Origin of the sequence: Mangrovactinospora gilvigrisea (assembly GCF_001879105.1) — a bacterium.
GTDB classification, from domain to species: Bacteria; Actinomycetota; Actinomycetes; order Streptomycetales; family Streptomycetaceae; genus Mangrovactinospora; species Mangrovactinospora gilvigrisea.
The window spans coordinates 24,474-42,250 of the sequence record NZ_MLCF01000006.1 but is presented as its reverse complement, the minus strand read 5'-3'; the positions used below and the strand labels follow the sequence as shown (position 1 = coordinate 42,250).

Genomic DNA, 17,777 nt, shown 5'->3' with positions numbered 1-17,777 from the left:
ATCCGGACCGGCGCCGGGCCTATGACCAGCGGCGGGCGCAGGCGTTGCAGCCCGTGCCGCCCACCCCGCCTCCGCCGCCTCCTCAGCCGCAGGCCGATTCAGCGCCCGCGGAGCCGGCCGCCGGCGCGCCGCTGAAGCCGGCGGCGGTCGCGGAGCGCGTGCGCATCGTGCCCCGCTTCCGCCGCTTTCAGCCGCTGACCGCGCTTGCGGCCCTGGCATGCCTCGCCCTGCTGTCACGGCTGTGGCTCACCTGGCCCGCGGCGCTTCCCCGCGCGGTGTTCGCCCTGGTGTGCGTCGGCGCCGTGGCCCTGCCGCTGACCGCCGCCAAGCCCCACCTGAAAGCGCAGACCTGGCCGGTGATGGTCCCGGCACTGGCCTTCGTCCTGCCCCTGGTCTACCTGCTCTACAAGGCGCCCGCCGCGCAGCGCTCCAGCCTCCAGGTGACGCTTGCCGGCCTGCTCGTCGCCTATGCCGCCACCCTGCTGTGCGGGCGCCTGGCCGGACGCGCCCGGCAATTGGACCGGCTGGTGGACAAGGACTCCATCCGCCACGAGATCTTCAACAACCCCGGGGCCGGCCTGACCGGCGGCGCCGAGCAGGCGTTCGCCCGCATGAGCGCCGATGCCATCCAGGCCGTGGCCGACCTGCCGGCCACCCGCATCCTGCATGCGCTGCTGACGCCGGTCGACCCGCACACCGCGGGCGCGTCGGTCTACCGCGTCGAGCACGCCGTCCTGCGCGGCAACCGGCTGGCCCTGGTCATCAGCCGCAACTTCGCGCCCGGGCACTTCGCCTTCGGCCAGTTCGGCGCACTGACCTGGAACGGGCGGCATTTCGACGGCGGGGAGACGGGGGTGCGCCAGGCCGTGGCCGCCTTTGAACGGGTCCTGCCGCGGTCGATGCAGGTGCGCGGCTTCGTCATGATCCACCCCGCGGACACCGGGGCCTACACCTTCGACCCGGCCCGCGAGGGGGAGCCGACCGTCGGCGACAGCGCGCGGGTGCGCGAGGAGATCCTGCGCTGGCTCTCCGGCAGCTCCCCCGTGGTCGACCGGCGCCTGTTCGGCGCCCTGCTGCCCTACCTCCAGCACCCCGGTTGACACCGAACCGGGTGCGCGGCGGCAGGATGGGCCCGTATGCTGAGTGCACTAAGAGTCTGCAGGGCGTACCGGAGGCGAGCCCCCATCGATTGGGGTCGCCTCCGAGTCGTTTCTGGCGTCCGTTCAGCCTGGTCCCGCGTCAACACGCGGCAAAAATCGAACAAGTTGACTGCCCCTCAGTTTCTTATGTGCACAGTGACAGGGCTGTGACCGTGCAGTGACTTAGAGGCGGCTGCTTCTTGTCAGGATGTTGCGGGATGACAGGTTCCGCCGTCCCCTCTGCGATCTTTTGCGCACGGAGGGAAGCCTGGGCGCGGAGCATCGAGAACGGGGGCACGGGCATGGAGCGGTACATCGAATCCAACGCTGCGGCATCGGCGCTGGTCCTGGAGGTTCCAACGGCGCGGTGGTCCTCGCGCCTGTGTTGGTGGCCGGAGGCCGGCGGAGCCGCGCTGCTGGTCTCGCTGCCGCGCGGGTTGTTCGTCGAGCACGACGAGGCGATGCGGCGCATCGCGGGCTTCGACGGCCGGGCGATGGCCAACGATGTCGAGTACCTCACCGCGGTGTGGGGTCTGGGCAGCGGTCGGGACGGGGAGCTGATGGAGATCCCCGAGGCGCCGCTGATCCGGGCCCGCGTCGGGCAGCGCCAGGTGTCGCTGGAGCTGTCGGGCTGGCCGTGGCTGGCGCATGGTCAGCAGGCGCCGCTGCCGCGGCAGTGGAGCGCCGACGCCGCGGACGCGGGCCTGCTGCTGGGCCTGACCTTCGATGCCGACCTGCGGCACGAGGAGTGCGAGGAGGAGTTCTTCGACGAGCTGGCGGACGGCCGGGCGGCGCTGGGCCTGATCCAGGCCTGCCGGAGCGTGTAGTCCCGCGCTTCCCGACCCTCTAGACTGTCTATACACATAGGCAAGGGCGGGGGTCGGGATGCTGCTGCTGGTCCTCACGGTCATCTCCGCGGTGACCTGCTGCTCTTGGTGGAGCAATGTGCGGCGGATGCAGTATCGCCGGCGTGACCCCAATCCCCTTCCTGCCATGGGGCCCACCCTGCGCGAAGCGGTGCGGCTGCTGTTCGACCCGGCGGTTCCGGCTGTCCTTGCCGGCAGCCTGATCCTGCTGGCGGCGCCGCCGGCCGGCTATCTCCTGCTGCACTACACGGGCTTGGCCCTGGGTGTGTGGGTGTGGCTGGCCTGGGCCATCGTGCAGACCCGCGCGGTGTGGCGCACGCGCCGAACCTGGCGGCGGACGTTGTTCGCCGCCGCCGCCGAGCCGCTGCGCTTTCCTCCGGACGCATCCCCGGGGCGATGGGTGTTCATCCAGCGCTGGGAGCGCCGCACCGAGCCGGCCGCTGTGGTCATCCGCTGTCCGGAGGGCTTCGACCCGGCCCGTGAGCAGGCGGACGCGCGGCTGTCCGCGGCCTGGCCGGCCTATCCGGAGTTGGCGGCGGGGCTGCAGTGGTCCTTCCGCTACGGGCGGCAGAAGCGGCAGCCGGATCAGTGGCAGGTGGCGGCCTTCTCGACGGCGATTTCGGAGGAAGCAGTGGCTCCGTCCCCCTCTCCCCAGGAAGCGATCCCTCCGCAGCCCCCCGTGGGCGAGGAGGATGCCGGGTCCACCGCGATGCCGCTGGCCCGCCAGGTGCTGCGCGTCGCAGTGCTGGTGGGGCGGTTCGCGGTGCCGCTCGCCGCGGTGGCAGCCGCCGCGTGGTGGGTGCTGCGCGATCCGCAGGGGGTGTGGCCCTGGCTGACGCACCATCGCTGCGCCGCGGGCGCGCTGGCCCTACCGGTGCTCCTCGGGCTCGCCTGGTTCTGGCTGCGGGTTGCGTATTTCGAGCCGCGCCGGGGGCAGGCGATCAAGCCCTATCTGCTGCTGGTGCGCGAGGCCTACGGACTGCTGGTGTGGGAGGACCGCTGGTTTCTGCGGCTGCCCATGCTGGCCCTGCTGGGCTGGGGCGGCTATCTGGCGGCCACCCGCAGCTCCGTGCTGCCCGCCGCCGTCGTCCTGGGGGCCTGGTACGCCGTCGCGCTGGGGCGGGTGACCGTGGTGGGTCGGCAGCGCGGCGCGATCGTGCGGACGATGTACGCCATCGCGCGCGTCAACCTCGACTACGAGCGCTACTGGAAGGTCCGCAAGGGCCAGCGGCCGGTGGGCGCCTGGCGCCGCATCAAGGTGGCCTGGACCTCCACCCGGGTGCCGGGGCGCGTGCGGGTGGGCTTCCCCACCGAGTTGCGCACCACCTCAGTTCCGAAGATGCGTCAGTTCCAGGAGGAGTGGACGCAAAAGGCCTTCCCCGCCGCCGCCGCGCATCCGGGGCTGGAGTGGGATTTCGCCGCCAACATGGGCACCACCACCATCGAGTGCCGGCCCTATGTGCCGGTCAATCCCACCGATGTGCGCCTGGGCCCGACCGCCCCGGCCGACGCCATGCAGTTCGTGCCCGGCCAACTGGCGCGCACCGGCGCCTGGTACACCATGGACCTGCGCGACAGCCCGCACATGCTGGTGTGCGGCGAGACCGGCTCCGGCAAGTCGGCCACCATGGAGACCCTCGCCTACCAAAAGGCCCGCACGGGATGGCAGGTGCAGATCGCGGACGCGGGCGGCTCCGGCGGCTGGGCCCGTTGGCAGGGCCGTCCCGGTGTCGTGCCCGCGGTCTCCTCCGGCTCCGAGGCATGCGTCATCGCCCTGACGTATCCGCAGATCGGCGCCATGTTCGCCGAGTTGCGCCTGGAGATCGACCACCGCAAGACCCTGCTGGTGGACCATCGCGTCAGCAAACTCAGCGCCCTACCTCCGCACGTGCGGCCCGCGCCGCGTCTGGTGGTCTGCGACGAGTGGCTGAGCATGCTCTCCTCGGCCTCCGCCAAGAGCAAGGACGAGGACACCCAGATGCGCAAGGCGATCGCCACTCAGGTGTGGGGCGACTGGGCCTACGTCATCCTGGAGGGCCGCAAGGTCGGCGTGCACAGCATCACCGGCGCCCAGCGGCCCGACGCCGCGATGTTCGGCGGGGCGTTCCGCGACAACATCGGCATCCGGATCGCCTGTGGGGCGATGACCGACATGGGCCTGCGGATGATGTTCGGCGAGGGCTATCGCGCGCCCCTCGGCTTCACCGTCCAGGACGGCGACGACCTCAGCGGACTGCCCCGGGGCCGGATGCTGGTGCGCCCCGGCGCGGGCAAGGGCGTGGCCGTGGTGCAGGGCGCCTGGTTCGGCGGCGAGAACAACGACGCGGACCTGGAGCGATATCTGCCCGTGGGCGGCACCGCGCACGCCCTCGCCGCGGAGCACGACCCCGCGCCGGCGATGGCCGCGGGTTGGCCCGAGCCGCTCGATGCCGTGCCGCCGCCCGCTCCGGTAGCGCCCGCTCCGGTCGCACCGGCTTCGGTCGCACCGGCTTCGGTCGCACCGGCCAACCCCTGGGTCGCGGCGGCGGCGTCCTTGCCCACCGCCGCGAGTGCTCCGGCCGCCCCGGCCGCCGCCGCTGGGGCCGAGCAGATCGATGATGATCTGCCGCCGGATCTGGCCCCGCCAACGCCCCGTGCGCCCCGATCGGCGCCGCGCACCCCTCCGACCTCGGTGGAGGAGGCCATCGCGCTCGCGCAGCAGCGCCGCGCCGAGCAGGGCCTGCCTCCCGTTCGCGATCCTCGCTAACGCTTGCGTTACGCCACGTCGCCCACACTGCGTCTATACACTAAAATCGGATGGGCGCTATCGCGGGTCAGCGTTCGCCGCTCGTGGCGGTTGATGAGGGTCGTGAGGAGCACACATCGTCATGATGGGCCGAAGCCACGTCACGCTCACCGCACTGGGCTGGATGACGCTCGGTCCGATCGCGGCCCGGCACGCCGGCCATCCGATGGACGTGCCCACGGTGCTGGCCTCGACGGCCGCCGCCGCGGGAGCTTCGCTGTGGCCGGACTGGGATCACCCGAAGGCAACGCTGGCCACCACGCTCGGCCCGGTCTCGCAGGCGGTGGCCAACGGCATCAACCGGATCGCACGCGGCCATCGGCACGGCACCCACACGCTGGTGTTCTGCGCGGTCGCCGGGGGGCTTGCCGGTGTGGTGGGCTTCCTGCCCGACTCGGTGGGCCCGCTGCCCCTTCCGGCCAACTGGGGCGGGGCGGTGCTGCTGTTCTTCCTCGCCTACACCCTGATGCTCTGCCTCGGCCTCGCCGTGGTGAAGCGCACCGCCCTGGGCGATGGCATCTACCTGGCCCAGGCGCTGGCGGTCACCATCGCCTCGGTGCTGTGGGTGCGCGGCCCGTGGTGGTGGCTGCCGTGGGCGGTGGGCGCCGGATGCCTCCTGCACTGCATCCAGGACATGTTGACCGCTGGGGGGCTGCCGTGGTTCTGGCGCCCTTTCAGTCGAAAAGGAGTGCGCATGCCGGTCTGCGGCGAGACGGGGGGACTGCGCGAGATGACTCTCTCCGCCGCTGGTCTGGGGGCTCTTCTGTGGGTGACGCTCGCCACATGTACAGGTCACGTATGGTGGAGCGCCTCCTGGCTACAACGATGAAGATTTGACAAACTGCGATGGCTGAACACCCGTCCGCCTACACGACCTTTACCCTTGGTGACCACTCGCCGCGGAGTGTCATGAGGTACCGTCTGTACATAACGGGAAATGGATAGACGCAACGGGAGAAGTCGCCGAAGCGTCTTGTAGAACACGACCCGACCTCTGGAGATGGCACCGATGTCTTCTGACTCCAATCCGATGGCGCGCCCCCCGCAACGGCGGGGTCGCATGGTGACCGCCAAACCCGCCATGGCCCGCCGCCCCGAGGGCGTTGCCGAGGACGAGGCACTGCCTGGCGAGTTGGAGCCCCTGGAGTGGGAGGCGAACCGCGGCCCGGTCACCGAGGACGAGGCCCTGGGAGTCCTGCGACGGCGGCGCAGCAATGAGCTGTCCCAGGCCCCCAAGCGCGCCGGGGCCAAGCGCGCGGAGATCCCCACCGAACTGCCGCCCGAGGAGGCACGCAAGGTCTCGGTGGTCAACCGATTCCCTCCGCGCTACCTGGCCATGGCCTACGCGCGTGCCGAGATCGAGAACACCAACCTGACCGCGATCCTCGAAGAGATGCTGGTCAAGTACGCGACCGGCTCGCCCACCCGCCCGGAGACGGTCAAGCGGCGGCTGCTGTCCCTGTACTCCCGCAAGCAGGAGCGATAAAGTGATCTCGTCGTAGTGTCTATACGCAATGCTGAGGGCTGGAACGGATGGCTGCCGGCAATGATGACGCAAGCGATTCCTCCCCGTCCTCACACGACCGATCCTCCGCGGCACATCGGGCCCTGCTGTACGCCGCCACCCAGCTGGTCCTGACCGCCCGTCCGCTGGCCACCGTCCCCGAGGAGTTGCGGCCCCACCTGTCCAGGCTCGAGCACGCGCTGTTCGCCTGCACGTGGGAGGCCGCCGAGACCGACCCGGAACACGACGACCCCGACCGCCAGCACCTGAAGCTGGTCGAGTAGCGCGGAAGCCCGCCGCGCCTAGCGTTGGATCTGCTTGTCGACCAGCCACTTGCCCTGGACCTTGACCAGGACGAGCTGCATCCCCTTGGGCACGTCGCCGGCATCGTCGTCGTCAGGATCCATCTGCTCTTCGTAGCTGACCTCCACCCAGACCTGGGTGGAGGTCCGCGGCGCCTCGTCGGGGATGTTGGAGCCGTCGATCTGCGCGCTGACGACCGTCTTGTTCTTGCGGTAGTCCTGGCACACCGCACTGCAGGTGTTATCGGTGGAGCTCCTCAGCCGCGTCACCAACGCCGGCGTGCTGTACGGGGCGATGGCGCCGAGATAGCTGTTGACGTTCGGATCGGCGTAGTGGCGTCCGACGTAGGCTTTCACCCAGCTCTCGGCCACCTTCTGGGCCGCCGCCCCCGGGTCGGTGCTGGGCAGCGGCGCCACCGAGCGCGACGCCGTGGGCTTGGGCAGGGTCGAGATGGAAGGGTCCGGGGCGGCCTTCTTCGGCGCGGGGTCCTGGGCCAGGCACCCGGTCATCAGCGTCGCGGCGCAGGCCGCGATCAGCACACTCCCCCATTGCCGCGCACCGCGCCGCATCAGGCAACTCCCTTGGACATCGACCGGTCGAGCGTGGCGGGTGCGAACGGAAGGTCCGCGACGGATCCATAGGGCATCTTCTTGGCCGGGGCCGCATCGGAACTGGCGCTGGCCGATGATCCGGAGTCCGGCAGCACGCGCGTGCCCTGGTAGAACTGGGTCTTGTAGTAGGAGTTCTCCTTCACGTTGTTCACCACCTCGACGGTGGCGCCGTGATGGGGAGCGTGCAGCATCTTGTCGTCTCCGATGTAGAGCCCCACGTGGTGCACCCCCGCCTCGGTGCCGTTGGAGGAGAAGAACATCATGTCGCCGGGCTGGAGGTCGTCCATGCTGGCGACCGCCGTTCCCGCCTTGATCTGATCACCCGTCCAGTGCGCGAGGGGGATGCCCACTTGCGCAAAGACGTAGATCATCAGGCCCGAGCAGTCGAAGCCCTTGTGGGTGTCGCAGGGGGGGCGGTTGTCCAGGCCGTTGCCCCCGTTGGAGGAGGTGTTGGTGGGACCGGTGGAGTCGCCGCCGCCCCAGCAGTAGGGCAGGCCGAGTTGCTGCATCCCCGCGGCGATCACCTTGGCAGCCGAGGCGCTGGCGGCCACCTCGGAGCAGGAGATGCCCCCCGCCTTGCCGACGATCTGGCTGGCCAGCGACTGCCATTTGTCGTAGGCGTCGGGAAAGCCCGAGCGCTGGATCCGTTGGGCCTCCGCGCCGTAGCCGTTCTGGTCCGCGTACTGCTCCCAGGTCAGTTCGGGCGGATGAGTGCCCAGCATGGCGGAGAAGAACTTGCCCGCCGCGTACTTGGGGCCGTGGTAGTCCTTCTGGCCGTTGGCGTCGGTCTCACCGGTGATCTGCTCGACGGTGCCCCAGCCCTGGCTGGGGCGCTGCTGGAAGAGCCCGACACTGTCGCGGTCGCCGCCCTTGAGGTTGGCCAACTTGCTTTCTTGAAGGGCCGTCATGATGGAGATGACGAGGCCCTTGTCGTTGATGTTCTTCGACTTGCCCACCGCAATGATGATCTTCGCGTACATCATCTGGGACGAGTCGACGGTGTAGGTGCCGTAGCCGGGGACGGTGGCGGTCATCACCGCGCTGCTGTTGTTCTGGCTGGCGCTGGGGTCGGAGTCGCAGATGATGTCGCCGTTGTCCTGGGAGGCGGCCTGCCCGCCGGCGGCGCCGCCAGCCGCGGCCGCGCCGCCCAGCACGCTGGTGAGCACGCTGAAGGCGCCGAAGGAGACCAGTAGGAGGCCGCCTCCGGCACCGAAGAAGACCGCTACTGCGATGATCACGATGAGAATGTGCTTGTTCTTATCGTTCACCGGCCTGCGTCCCCCTCGGTCCCGTCAGCCGCAGCGCAAGTGTCTATACCCTGCCCCCTTGCGTCTAGACTAGCAAGCACTATCGGGTAGTTGCCTGGTCAGAGACCATGAGTCCACCGGTTCCACCCGCCGCTGCGGACGCGCCATCTCCCGAAGTGCCGTCCATCGAGGCAGGCGCTCCTCGCCCGCGCTGCCGCAGGGTGCTGTGTCGATGCCCTCCCCCCACGCCCCATTATGTATATACACTGTGGGCGTCATGGGCACCGCCTTGCTGCCGATCCGCCGTTGTGTGGAGAAGGGCCCGATGCTGTGAGCGAGCAACCCTCCCCCGAGCCCGCCTTCCATGCGCTCACCGTGGTGCTCCGGGACTACCTCTCCTACGGCCAGAACGGCATGGAGGACCTGAAGGAGACGGTGCACGCACGCCGTCGTCCCCCGGTGATCGAGGCGTTCTGCAACGAGATCCAGCAGATCCTCTCGGGCCAGGCAGCCGTGCCCACCGCGCTCATCAACCAGGAGTTCCAGCGCCGCGCACGCGAGGAAGTCAGCCAGGACGGCGAGGGGTCCAAGGCACCGGACGAGGACGACGTCATCCAGTACACCGATCAGCAGGCCTACGAGGCGATCGCCGATCTGTGGGAGTACCTGGACCTGTCCGCCGAGGGCAAGGTCGAGCACCGCACCGCTGCGATGCGCCAGGCGGCCGTTGCCAAGGCCAAGACCAACTGGATCGAGGGCGACCCCGTCGCCACGTTCAAGTCCTGGGCCTCGTGGAAGCACATCGGCCTGGCCGTCGCGGGCGTGCTGATCTGCATGATCAGCTGGACCATCTATACCCACATCGGCAACGGCTTCCTGCGGGCCCTGCTGCTGCCCATCACCATCGTCAGCTTCTGCTGCGGTGCCTATGGGGCGGTGATGCTGTGGTTGTCCCGGCTCCGATACGTTAATCCTCAAGCACTTCTGCCCCGGTCGTCCCGGCCGAAGAAGGGCCGCCGGTAGCGCTCACCACGCTGTCTCCCCAGCTTCCGGACGGCATTCTTCCCGCACGTGTCACCCAACGGCAGGCCCTGACGGCCCTTCTGGAGATGTCCCCCATGCCTCGATCTCGCGCAGGAGCGTCCAACACCTCGGGTGCCGCAGCGGCACCCCGGGCCGAGCGCTCCCTGTACCCGGCAGTCGACGGCGACCGCTTCGACGTTGCCATCCAGCATGTGGCGCCCAACCCCCGCAACCTGCGTGACGACTTCGCTACCAGCCTCGACAGCGACGAGGCCTTCGCCGAGCTGACCCGCTCTGTCGCCAGCGTCGGTGTGCTGCACGCCTGCCTCGTCATCAGCACCCCGGTCTTCCTCGCGGTCTACCCCGAGCACCGCGATGCCCTGGCGGACGTCCCCTATGTCCTGGCCGCCGGTGAACGACGCCGCGCCGCCGCCGAGCGCGCCGGACTCACCGCCCTCCCCGTCGAGCTGCGCAACACTTTGCTGGAGCAGCTCGACGAGGTCATGATCACCGAGAATCTGCACCGTCGGGGCCTCAATCCTGTTCAGGAAGCGATCGGCTACCAGCGCATGATCGAGGGCGGCCTGACAGTCGCGCAGACCGCCACCCGCATCGGCAAGGGCAAGAGCCACGTCTCCAAGCGCCTGGCTCTTCTTCAGCTCGACGCGGAGCTGCAGCGGCACGTGCGCGAGGGCAGGCTCGGACCGGAGGCGGGCTATCTGCTGGCGTCCAAGCTGACGGCCGCTGACGCGGGCACCGCCTGGCAGCTGATGACCCAGCAGGCCCTGACCGTGCATCAGGCGATCGAGCAGCTCCTCAACCCGGAACCCCAGCCCGCGTTTCGCGACGAAACGGTCGAGCACGGCCCCTCCGAGATCGACTCCGCCGCCGAAGGCCCGGAGCCGTCCGGGCCCACCAGCCTCACGGTGTTTCGCCACAAAACACCGCGGCCGGCCGCCGAGCCGTTTCGCCGCGAAACACCGGCCCCCTCCCCCACCGAGGTGCCCGCTCCGCGTTCGGCACCCCGAAGCGAGGACTCCGAGAAGCGCACGGACGCATGCAGGAACCTGGCCCTCGGCGTCGAACTTCCCAAGCCGTCGGCCGCACTGCACCACCTCGCGGCCGCCATGATCCGCAGCACTCCGGCGACCAGCTTGACCCTGGCCTACAGCTGGCTCGCCCCCGGGGAGACGGCACCCACCGCGGAGGAGCTCCTCACCCACGCGCGCGAGCCCTTCGTGTTGCGCCTGGCCTACGCCTGCTCTCTCGCCGTGGAGGAGACCCGCGCCCGGGAGGCCGGCGTCACCCGTGGCGGGGACGCACGCGATGCCGCTTATCTGGCTCACCTCGCCAAGGAGGCCGGCTACACCCCGTCCCCCGGCGGGCCCGGAAGCGACCTCGCGCTCCCCGCCTGACCGACCTCCCTCTGCCACGCTCCCGAAAGGCGTCCCGATGCCTCGCCCAACCCCGCCGCCCGCCGAGGGCCCCTTGGTCATCGCCTTCATGAACCAGGCCGGTGGCGCGCGCAAGACCACCACGGCCGTCACACTGGCCACCTTGCTGGCCCGCTCCGGAGTGCGGACGCTGCTGATCGACGCGGACTCCCAGGCAGACGCCTCCATCGCGCTGGGCTACGGTGTGCCCGACCAACAGGACCGCGAACGGGTGGCAACCGTCCACGACGCCCTCGACGCGCGCACCAGCATCCACGACGTGCTGCTCAGCGAGGCCAAGCTCCCCGAGGCCATCGTCCCGGCCCGAACCCGCGTCGGTGACGGCGACGACGCTGCCGCGTTCTCGGTGATCCCCAACCTTGATCTGGCCCTGGGCTCCCGCAAGATGACGCAGGCCGACGCGGAACTGGTCCAGGACGAGACCGGCTACTTCTGGCTCCGCGACGCGCTGGAGGAGGACCTGCCCGAGGATGCCTACGACGTCGTCCTCATCGACTGCCGCGCCTCCCTGGGCCGGCTGGAGATCTCCGTCCTCATCGGCGCCGAGAAGGTCATCGCCTGCGCCAAACCCGAGAGCAAGGACCTGCGGGGCGTCGCCGAGCTGGAGAAGACCATCGACCGCACGCAGTACAAGTTCCGCCGCCTGGGCGGCTCGGCCGAGCTGTGGCGGGTCCTGATATCCGGTGCGCGCTCCCACCGCGCCCAGGGAGCGGTCTACCAGGACATGGTCGACCGCGCCCACAAGCGGTACGGCGAGCGGCTGCTGCCGCTGGTGCACAACTCCGTGCTGGCCATCGAGTCCTACGACGCCCAGGAGCCGCTGCCCTACTGGGCGCCGAAGTCCGGGATCGTGCAGGACTACGAGAGTGTCCTCGGGGCGCTGCCGCTCACCGAGCGCTAAGCCATGCTGACCGGGTCGTTCGGCTGATGCCGCAGGGCAGGCGCAAAGCCGGCCGCCAGGTCCTTGCCGTCCGTCAGATCGGCCAGGAGGCCGGGGCACTGCGGCGCCCAGGGCAGCGGATCGCGGGTGATGCGGCCAGCGTGCCGGCAAGAGCAGCGCTTCTTCCATCACTCCGCGCTGGATCCGCTCACCCCGCGCTGGATTCGCCGCACGCCTTCGCCGACCGTCCCGCCCCTTATCGCCTCGCTCGGCTCGCGGTCTTCCTCAAGGCCATGCGACACCCCTACCCTTGCTACGTATAGACACAAGGATGGGTCTGGTCCATCGTGGCGCGGCGCCGAGGAGAAGCGCATGACGATCCCCCGCACCCCTGAGGGGGTTCACCTCGGCGCGTTCAAGGTCGGCAGCGCCGCGTGGGTACGGGCCCGTTCAGGCCGGTGCGTGACGGCTACCGAGATTCCTGTGCTGCTGGGGATCTCGCCGTGGCGGACCGCGCAGGCGTTGCGGGAGGCCAAGCGCTCCGATTCGGCCCACAGCGCGCGCACCGCGCTCGCGGCCGACAACCCGGCGATGGAATGGGGCAGGCGTCTCGAGCCCGTGATCGCCGGCAAGTTCGCTGAGGCACATCCCAAGCTGCGTTTGGTGCCCAGCGGGATCTGGCAGAACAGGCATCGGCCGTGGCAGCGCGCCACACCTGATCGAGTCGTGGCCCGGGCGGGGAACCCCGGAAGCGCCGTAGCCCTTCTTGAGGTCAAGACCACGCAGGATGATCACGGTTGGGGCCCCTCGGGTTCCGACAGCATCCCCACGTACTACCGGGCCCAGGTGCTGTGGCAGCTCGACACGCTGGGCCTGCGGGTCGGCCACGTCGCCTGCCTGATTCACGGCAGCGACTACCGGGAGTACCAGGTTCGGTGGACGTCTGCGGAGGTCTTGCGGCTGCGCGCGGCGGCGGCTCGCTTCCTTGTCGACCTCGAGGGCCTCGAGGTGGCACCCACGGCCTCAGGGTCGCGCTTGTAGGTCGGGAGAGCTGGCGGGTGTTTCGCGGCGAAACGGGTCAGCGTGGTGCACCGCGAAACTCCCCCGGGATCACAAGGCCATGGCGACCGCGGCAGCGGCGTGCAGCCAGGCCTCGCGAGTGGTGGGCGCGAGGGTCATGAAGTGGGTGCGGTCGCCGTCCACGAGCGCGGGGTCGTAGGGAACCTGCACCACCGTGCGGGTGTGCTGCTCGAAGTGGTCGGTAAGCCGCTTGGTCAGGGCCTTGTCCGGCTTGGGGCCTGGGGCGGACAGGATGGTGACGGCGTCGTGGACCTTGTTCTGGTGGCCGCCGTTGCGCAGCGCGTCGATCATCCAGGCGGCCGAGGCCGCCGTGTCCTCGCGAATGGTGGAGACCACGACGAGGGCATCGGCGGCCTCCACCGCGGCGGCCCAGTTGGGTGAGCGCATGTTGTTGCCGGTGTCGATCACGATGATGCGGTAGAAGCGCTGCAGGAGAGCGTGCAGCCGACGGAATCCGTCGCCATCCACCACCGACCAACTGTCTGGGCTTTCGTCGCTGGCCAGGACGTCGAAGAGGGCATCGCCCTGCGGGCGGACGTAGGGGTCGACGTCGCGGACACTCATCCGGGATACGACGGCGGGGTCTTCGGTGTCGCGCAGCAGGTCGACGGCGGTGCGGTGGTGCTCGGCGGGCAGCCCCCGCCAGCCGAGGGTGCCACGCGTCTCGTTGTTGTCCCAGGCCAGGGTGTAGCCGCCGCGGGAGGTGCCGAAGGCCGCGGCCATCAGCAGCGCGGTAGTGGTCTTGTGGGCGCCGCCCTTGGGGTTGATGACGACGATGGTCTTGGCGCCGTCGAGCTGACGCTGAATCAGCCGCCTGGCTAGGCGGGTTTCTTGTTCGGACCGGTTGGCGGACAGTTTGATGGCGCCGCCGCTGACGCGTCCGACCATGCCGCGCCAGCCCGCCTGGGCGGGGATCTTGTCCTGGTCGCCCTGGCCTGCCAGCAGGTCGTTGACAGTGGGCAGGAGCCCGGGCACCGAGCGGGCCAGGCTCTGCGGCGCGTACGCGGTTCCCGGGTTGGCGTCGGAGGGCGCGGAAGGCTCCGGCGGGTTGGGACCCGGGGTGCTGGGGGCGGCGGTCAGCGCAGCGCGCTCGGCGGCCGGGGTGGGCGGCTTGGCCGTGGTGGCTGACCACAGCAGGTCGCTGCCGCCGCTTTGGTGGACGCGGATGCGCTGCTGGTAGCCGCCGGGGCGCTGGTCGTTGATGAACGCGATCACGGTTCCGCTGCCTGCTCGGGCAAAGGCGGCCAGGGATTCCAGCACCGTGTCGACGACGACCCCGGTGATGGCGACCTTGTGGCCGATGATCTGCGCGCTCTTGCCGTCGGCGGCGATGGTGACCGGGATGTCGCGGCGGCCGTAGATGTAGTCGCGCAGCGCGTCCGGGTCTTCCTTCTCGCCCTCGCTGGCCGTGGTGGTGACCGGCTCCGGCGCCGGAGCGGGAGTCCGCCGGCTGTATTGCTGCGGGGTGGGCAGAGCCGGAGCGGGTGCGGACGGCGGCGGGGTGGCGGGCTCGGGTTGGGGCGTGGGCGCCGGTGTGGGCGCGGGAGTTGGCACGGGAGTTGGCGCCGGCGTCCGCGGGGCGTGTGCGGCCGGGTTCTCGGTGGCCTCGGGCGTGGCCGGATGGGGGCGCGCGGGCGAGGTCAGGGCCGGCAGGGCGAGCGTCGGCATGACCCGGGTGCCGCCCTCCTCGACGGGTTCACCTGGCACGGGGTCGCCCGGTACGGGTTCGCTCAGGGTCGGCCGCGGCGGCTCGGCGCTCTTGGTGAGGACGGGAGGCTGGTAGGGCGGGTCCGGGATGGCGGGGGGCGGTGCTGCGTCCAGGCCCAGGGCTGCCCGCAGGTCCTCGACGTCCCCGCCGTAGCCGTCCGGGGGCCCCGGCTGAGGGGCGGGGGTGGGCGGGGTGGTAGCGGGGCCGGGCTCCGATGCCAGGGGCGGAGGTGTTTCGTCGCGAAACGCCGAGGGCGCCTCGATCGCCGGAGGCAGATCGTCGTCAGGGTCCGGACCCGGCTCAGGCATTGGGGTGGGCATTGGCGTGGCCACAGGCGCGGGCGCGGGCGCAGGCGCAGGCGCCGCGGCCTCGGGCGGCCGGGCCGCCGCGGGCGCGGCCAGGGGGCTGGCACTGGCCGGCGGCAGGAACGGGGCAGCGGCCGGCGCGGTGGCCTCGGCGGGCGCTGCGGCCGCGGCGGGCGGCGCGTCAGCCATCTCCATGCCGGGTGGAAGCGGCACCGGGGGTCCGTCCACGCTCGTGGCGGTCTTGATCCGCTCGGCCAGCGGGATCGGATGCGGTTCATCAAGGGCGGTGACCGTTCCGTCGCCGTCGACGACCAGCGGCCAGGTGGAGCCGTCCGGTTCCTGGGCGTTGACCCGCACAGGGCGCCCGAGCTTGGCAGCGGTGTTGCGGGCCTCGCCCAGCGCCACGGCCCGGGGGTTCTGCCCGGGCATCGGGAAGACCGGGACCTCGTCAACGATCGCGAATCCCTCGGCGGACAGCACGATGGTGATGATCGGTGTCTGCGGGACCCAGCTCAGGTTGTTGGGCGTGCTGGAGGGAGGGGTGCTCGCCTTGCCCTTGGTCTTGGACGCGGACTTCCTCGCCACGCTGCCGCTCCTCTCCTTGTGCGAGTGCCAGGGCCGTCGGACGAGACTGCGTCCACGGTTCTGGCGTGCCGGTCTTTCGCCTGTGCGGGTGCTGGTGAAGGTGGCTCGCCATCGGTCCCCCACAACAACCCAACTGTATATACACTAGCGCTCGCGGGGTGATCAGTGGGTCACGATTGCGTGCCCAAGCACGAGCTGAAAGGGGAAGCCATGGATGTTCTGGATGCCGCCTGGCATGCGCAGGGCTCCCCCGTCCCGGCGGGCTACCGCTTCACCACCCGCACCAACTGCGCACGCTGCGGGGAGCATGCCGCGACCGTCGATGCCCATCAGGTCATCTCGGGCAACTGGACCGGATGGGACCAGTGGAGCACCACGACCCGTGCCCGGCTGTGCGCCCGCTGCAGTTGGGGCTATCGCGATCCCGTGCTGCGCAGCGGCTGCTACGCCATCACCCGGGCCCCGGCGACCTTCACCACCCTCACCTACCAGAACCTTGGCTCGCTCCTTGCCGAGCCGGTCGGTCTGGACACCTGTGTCGTGGTGCCGATGCGGTTGATGCGCAAGCATCTGGCCCCTTCGGCCCGCTGGGGTCATGTCTGTGTCGACGACGCCGCCCTGTCCTGGACCAGCGAGGACTGCACCCGCCTGGCGACCATGATCAAGCTTCGCGGCTGGGGCTTCGGCAGCGACATGCTCAGCCGGCCCGTCCCCGCCTACGGGCCGCTGAGCAAGCTGCCCCCCGCCCAACGCGCCCAAGCCATGGCCCTGTGGGCCGATCTGATGCCCTGGCGGCAGCGGATGCCGTGGTTCGAGGTAGGAGTACGCGCATCGATGCCCGTGGGAGACAGCCATGACCAATGAGATCTTCACGCCGGGGCCGGACAAGGACCGGCGCCCCACCGATCAGTGGCTGGCGACCGTCGAGGGGATGCCGCCGCTGGAGGGCCCCGCCGGGACCGCCGAGCGCCTGTTGCTGCTGCTGCACTACGGCATCGACTGGAAGGGCGGCTGGGTCGGCGAGCGCCGCACCACCTACTGGGACAAATTGCTTCCGGACCGGGTACTGCTGGCCGCCATCCCGGCGGGCAACCTGCGCCGTTTTTGGCGCGAGGTCACCTTGGCCCTGGACTCCGCACCGCGCAACGCGGCCGAACGCGCCGAGGTCGAAGCGCTGCTGCGGGACAAGGACGAGCCGGTGCTGGAGGTGCTGCGCTGGGAGACCGAGGCGCTGCTGCTGCGCACCCGCCTCACCGCGGACGCCGTACGCGGCCAGCGGCACCTGGCCGCGCTCGCGGCCCAGGTCGACGAGCACGAGGATGAGGTGCGATGACCGTCTCCATCAAGTACGTCGGCGTCGCGACCGCCCTGTCCTCGATCGCCCACGCCGGTGGCGACCGGCCGCGCGGCACCACCACCCTGCTGCGCCGCGAGAAGATCATCCAGCCTGATGGGCGGGTGGTGTACGTGCCGATGATCTCCGGGAACTCGGTGCGCGGACGGCTGCGGCGGATCGGCGAGGACCTGCTGCGTGAAGTCCTCGAGTACGAGGGCGAGATCTCACTGGCCGCCGCCCACGCCCTGCGGGGCGGGGGCTCGTTGGCCAAGCAGATCGGGCAGAACCTCTCTGGCCTGCGCCTTGCCCATGTCCGCTCTCTGATCCCCCAGGTCGGCGTCTTCGGCTGCGCCGCCGGCGGACGGGTCATCGACGGTTGCCTTCAGGTGGGCAAGTGGGTTCCCCACTACCAAGAGGTCGGTCACATCATCGAGGCTCTCGGCGCCCCCTCCCAGGGCCTGCGCATGTTCGACTCCACCCAGGTGGAGATCTACAACAGCCAGGACGACAGCGACACCCACGGCTTCGCCGACCTGGAGCCGCAGACTCTCACCGTGCCGGTCGCCGACGACGGCTACCCCGAACTGGACGCCCTGCCCGGCAGCGACGCCCCCAGCCGGATGCTCACCTACGGCATCGAGACCTTCCCGGCCGGCACCCAGTTCTCCGTCTGGCTGGCCCTGACACGCGCCAACGCCATGGAGGCCGCGTTCTTCACCGACATCCTCTCGGTCTTCACCGCCGATGCCCGGGTGGGCGGTCGCCTCGGCGCCGGCCACGGCATGGCCGCGGTGACCTTGAAGGAGAACCTGATCCACGGCGCCCTGGAGCCCTTCGACTGGCGCGCTCATCTGCGCAGCCACCGCCGCCAGGCCATCGACGCGCTGGCGATGCTCAGCTGAGGACGGCCCAGCCGTTTCGCGACGAAACACCGACGGATCAGCAACCGCA

At 70.3% G+C, this 17,777-nt stretch carries 15 protein-coding genes and 1 pseudogene; 13 read left to right on the top strand and 3 right to left on the bottom strand.

All coding sequences use genetic code 11. From position 1 onward, the window contains the following. The 6 genes and pseudogenes from BIV57_RS02265 to BIV57_RS02240 all read left to right on the top strand — a co-directional run. Positions 1-1,100, top strand: a pseudogene (locus BIV57_RS02265) (hypothetical protein); the annotation flags it as partial. A 341-nt stretch (positions 1,101-1,441) separates the two neighbouring features. Further along, positions 1,442-1,966 carry a hypothetical protein gene (locus BIV57_RS02260; RefSeq protein ID WP_071654893.1) on the top strand — a complete coding sequence of 175 codons (525 nt, stop codon included), beginning with the start codon at positions 1,442-1,444 and terminating at the stop codon, positions 1,964-1,966. A 166-nt stretch (positions 1,967-2,132) separates the two neighbouring features. After that, on the top strand, positions 2,133-4,751 hold the full coding sequence (locus BIV57_RS02255) for an FtsK/SpoIIIE domain-containing protein (protein ID WP_071654892.1): 2,619 nt from the start codon (positions 2,133-2,135) through the stop codon (positions 4,749-4,751). Between the two features lie 121 nt (positions 4,752-4,872). Continuing rightward, positions 4,873-5,619, top strand: a complete 747-nt coding sequence (locus tag BIV57_RS02250) for a metal-dependent hydrolase (RefSeq protein WP_071654891.1) — start codon at positions 4,873-4,875, stop codon at positions 5,617-5,619. 231 nt (positions 5,620-5,850) lie between these two features. Further along, complete coding sequence (locus tag BIV57_RS02245) at positions 5,851-6,276, top strand: hypothetical protein (protein ID WP_071654890.1); 426 nt, start codon at positions 5,851-5,853, stop codon at positions 6,274-6,276. 47 nt (positions 6,277-6,323) lie between these two features. Next, entirely contained in the window at positions 6,324-6,578 is a 255-nt protein-coding gene (locus BIV57_RS02240) for a hypothetical protein (RefSeq protein WP_071654889.1), read from the top strand. An 18-nt stretch (positions 6,579-6,596) separates the two neighbouring features. Here BIV57_RS02240 and BIV57_RS02235 read toward each other — a convergent pair whose 3' ends face one another. After that, entirely contained in the window at positions 6,597-7,166 is a 570-nt protein-coding gene (locus BIV57_RS02235) for a hypothetical protein (protein ID WP_139275400.1), read from the bottom strand. Beyond that, a complete protein-coding gene (locus tag BIV57_RS02230) occupies positions 7,166-8,446 on the bottom strand; it encodes a C40 family peptidase (RefSeq protein ID WP_139275398.1) in 1,281 nt (426 codons plus the stop codon). Before BIV57_RS02230 ends, BIV57_RS02235 begins: the two co-directional genes overlap by 1 nt. Positions 8,447-8,785: 339 nt before the next feature. Here BIV57_RS02230 and BIV57_RS02225 point away from each other — a divergent pair, with 339 nt between their 5' ends. From BIV57_RS02225 to BIV57_RS02210, 4 genes are all read left to right on the top strand, one after another. Then, positions 8,786-9,478 carry a hypothetical protein gene (locus tag BIV57_RS02225; RefSeq protein ID WP_071654886.1) on the top strand — a complete coding sequence of 231 codons (693 nt, stop codon included), beginning with the start codon at positions 8,786-8,788 and terminating at the stop codon, positions 9,476-9,478. A gap of 95 nt (positions 9,479-9,573) precedes the next feature. Then, on the top strand, positions 9,574-10,893 hold the full coding sequence (locus tag BIV57_RS02220) for a ParB/RepB/Spo0J family partition protein (RefSeq protein ID WP_071654885.1): 1,320 nt from the start codon (positions 9,574-9,576) through the stop codon (positions 10,891-10,893). A gap of 37 nt (positions 10,894-10,930) precedes the next feature. Beyond that, on the top strand, positions 10,931-11,833 hold the full coding sequence (locus BIV57_RS02215; RefSeq protein WP_175548633.1) for a ParA family protein: 903 nt from the start codon (positions 10,931-10,933) through the stop codon (positions 11,831-11,833). Between the two features lie 351 nt (positions 11,834-12,184). Then, positions 12,185-12,853, top strand: a complete 669-nt coding sequence (locus BIV57_RS02210; protein WP_071654883.1) for a lambda-exonuclease family protein — start codon at positions 12,185-12,187, stop codon at positions 12,851-12,853. Positions 12,854-12,922: 69 nt separating this feature from the next. Here the strand turns inward: BIV57_RS02210 and BIV57_RS02205 are convergent, their stop codons facing one another. Then, positions 12,923-15,490 (bottom strand): MinD/ParA family ATP-binding protein, encoded by a 2,568-nt coding sequence (locus BIV57_RS02205; RefSeq protein WP_071654882.1) that lies wholly within the window; start codon positions 15,488-15,490, stop codon positions 12,923-12,925. Between the two features lie 180 nt (positions 15,491-15,670). Between BIV57_RS02205 and BIV57_RS23820 the strand changes: the two genes are divergently transcribed. The 3 genes from BIV57_RS23820 to BIV57_RS02190 are packed head-to-tail and all read left to right on the top strand — an operon-like array spanning position 15,671 to position 17,728. Further along, positions 15,671-16,354, top strand: a complete 684-nt coding sequence (locus BIV57_RS23820) for a hypothetical protein (RefSeq protein WP_107409409.1) — start codon at positions 15,671-15,673, stop codon at positions 16,352-16,354. Continuing rightward, positions 16,344-16,823: a hypothetical protein gene (locus tag BIV57_RS02195; RefSeq protein ID WP_071654881.1), complete on the top strand. Its 480-nt coding sequence runs from the start codon at positions 16,344-16,346 to the stop codon at positions 16,821-16,823. Before BIV57_RS23820 ends, BIV57_RS02195 begins: the two co-directional genes overlap by 11 nt. After that, positions 16,820-17,728 (top strand): hypothetical protein, encoded by a 909-nt coding sequence (locus BIV57_RS02190; RefSeq protein ID WP_071654880.1) that lies wholly within the window; start codon positions 16,820-16,822, stop codon positions 17,726-17,728. The genes BIV57_RS02195 and BIV57_RS02190 overlap by 4 nt, the downstream gene beginning before the upstream one ends. Positions 17,729-17,777: the final 49 nt, after the last annotated feature.

What these genes read in the sequence shown, in the direction of transcription:
- BIV57_RS02215 (WP_175548633.1), top strand. Translation starts at nt 10,931, where the DNA reads ATGCCTCGCCCAACCCCGCCGCCCGCCGAGGGCCCCTTGGTCATCGCC.
- BIV57_RS02260 (WP_071654893.1), top strand. Translation starts at nt 1,442, where the DNA reads ATGGAGCGGTACATCGAATCCAACGCTGCGGCATCGGCGCTGGTCCTG.
- BIV57_RS02195 (WP_071654881.1), top strand. Translation starts at nt 16,344, where the DNA reads ATGACCAATGAGATCTTCACGCCGGGGCCGGACAAGGACCGGCGCCCC.
- BIV57_RS02245 (WP_071654890.1), top strand. Translation starts at nt 5,851, where the DNA reads ATGGTGACCGCCAAACCCGCCATGGCCCGCCGCCCCGAGGGCGTTGCC.
- BIV57_RS02190 (WP_071654880.1), top strand. Translation starts at nt 16,820, where the DNA reads ATGACCGTCTCCATCAAGTACGTCGGCGTCGCGACCGCCCTGTCCTCG.
- BIV57_RS02235 (WP_139275400.1), bottom strand. Translation starts at nt 7,166, where the DNA reads ATGCGGCGCGGTGCGCGGCAATGGGGGAGTGTGCTGATCGCGGCCTGC.
- BIV57_RS02220 (WP_071654885.1), top strand. Translation starts at nt 9,574, where the DNA reads ATGCCTCGATCTCGCGCAGGAGCGTCCAACACCTCGGGTGCCGCAGCG.
- BIV57_RS02250 (WP_071654891.1), top strand. Translation starts at nt 4,873, where the DNA reads ATGATGGGCCGAAGCCACGTCACGCTCACCGCACTGGGCTGGATGACG.
- BIV57_RS02255 (WP_071654892.1), top strand. Translation starts at nt 2,133, where the DNA reads ATGGGGCCCACCCTGCGCGAAGCGGTGCGGCTGCTGTTCGACCCGGCG.
- BIV57_RS02240 (WP_071654889.1), top strand. Translation starts at nt 6,324, where the DNA reads ATGGCTGCCGGCAATGATGACGCAAGCGATTCCTCCCCGTCCTCACAC.
- BIV57_RS02210 (WP_071654883.1), top strand. Translation starts at nt 12,185, where the DNA reads ATGACGATCCCCCGCACCCCTGAGGGGGTTCACCTCGGCGCGTTCAAG.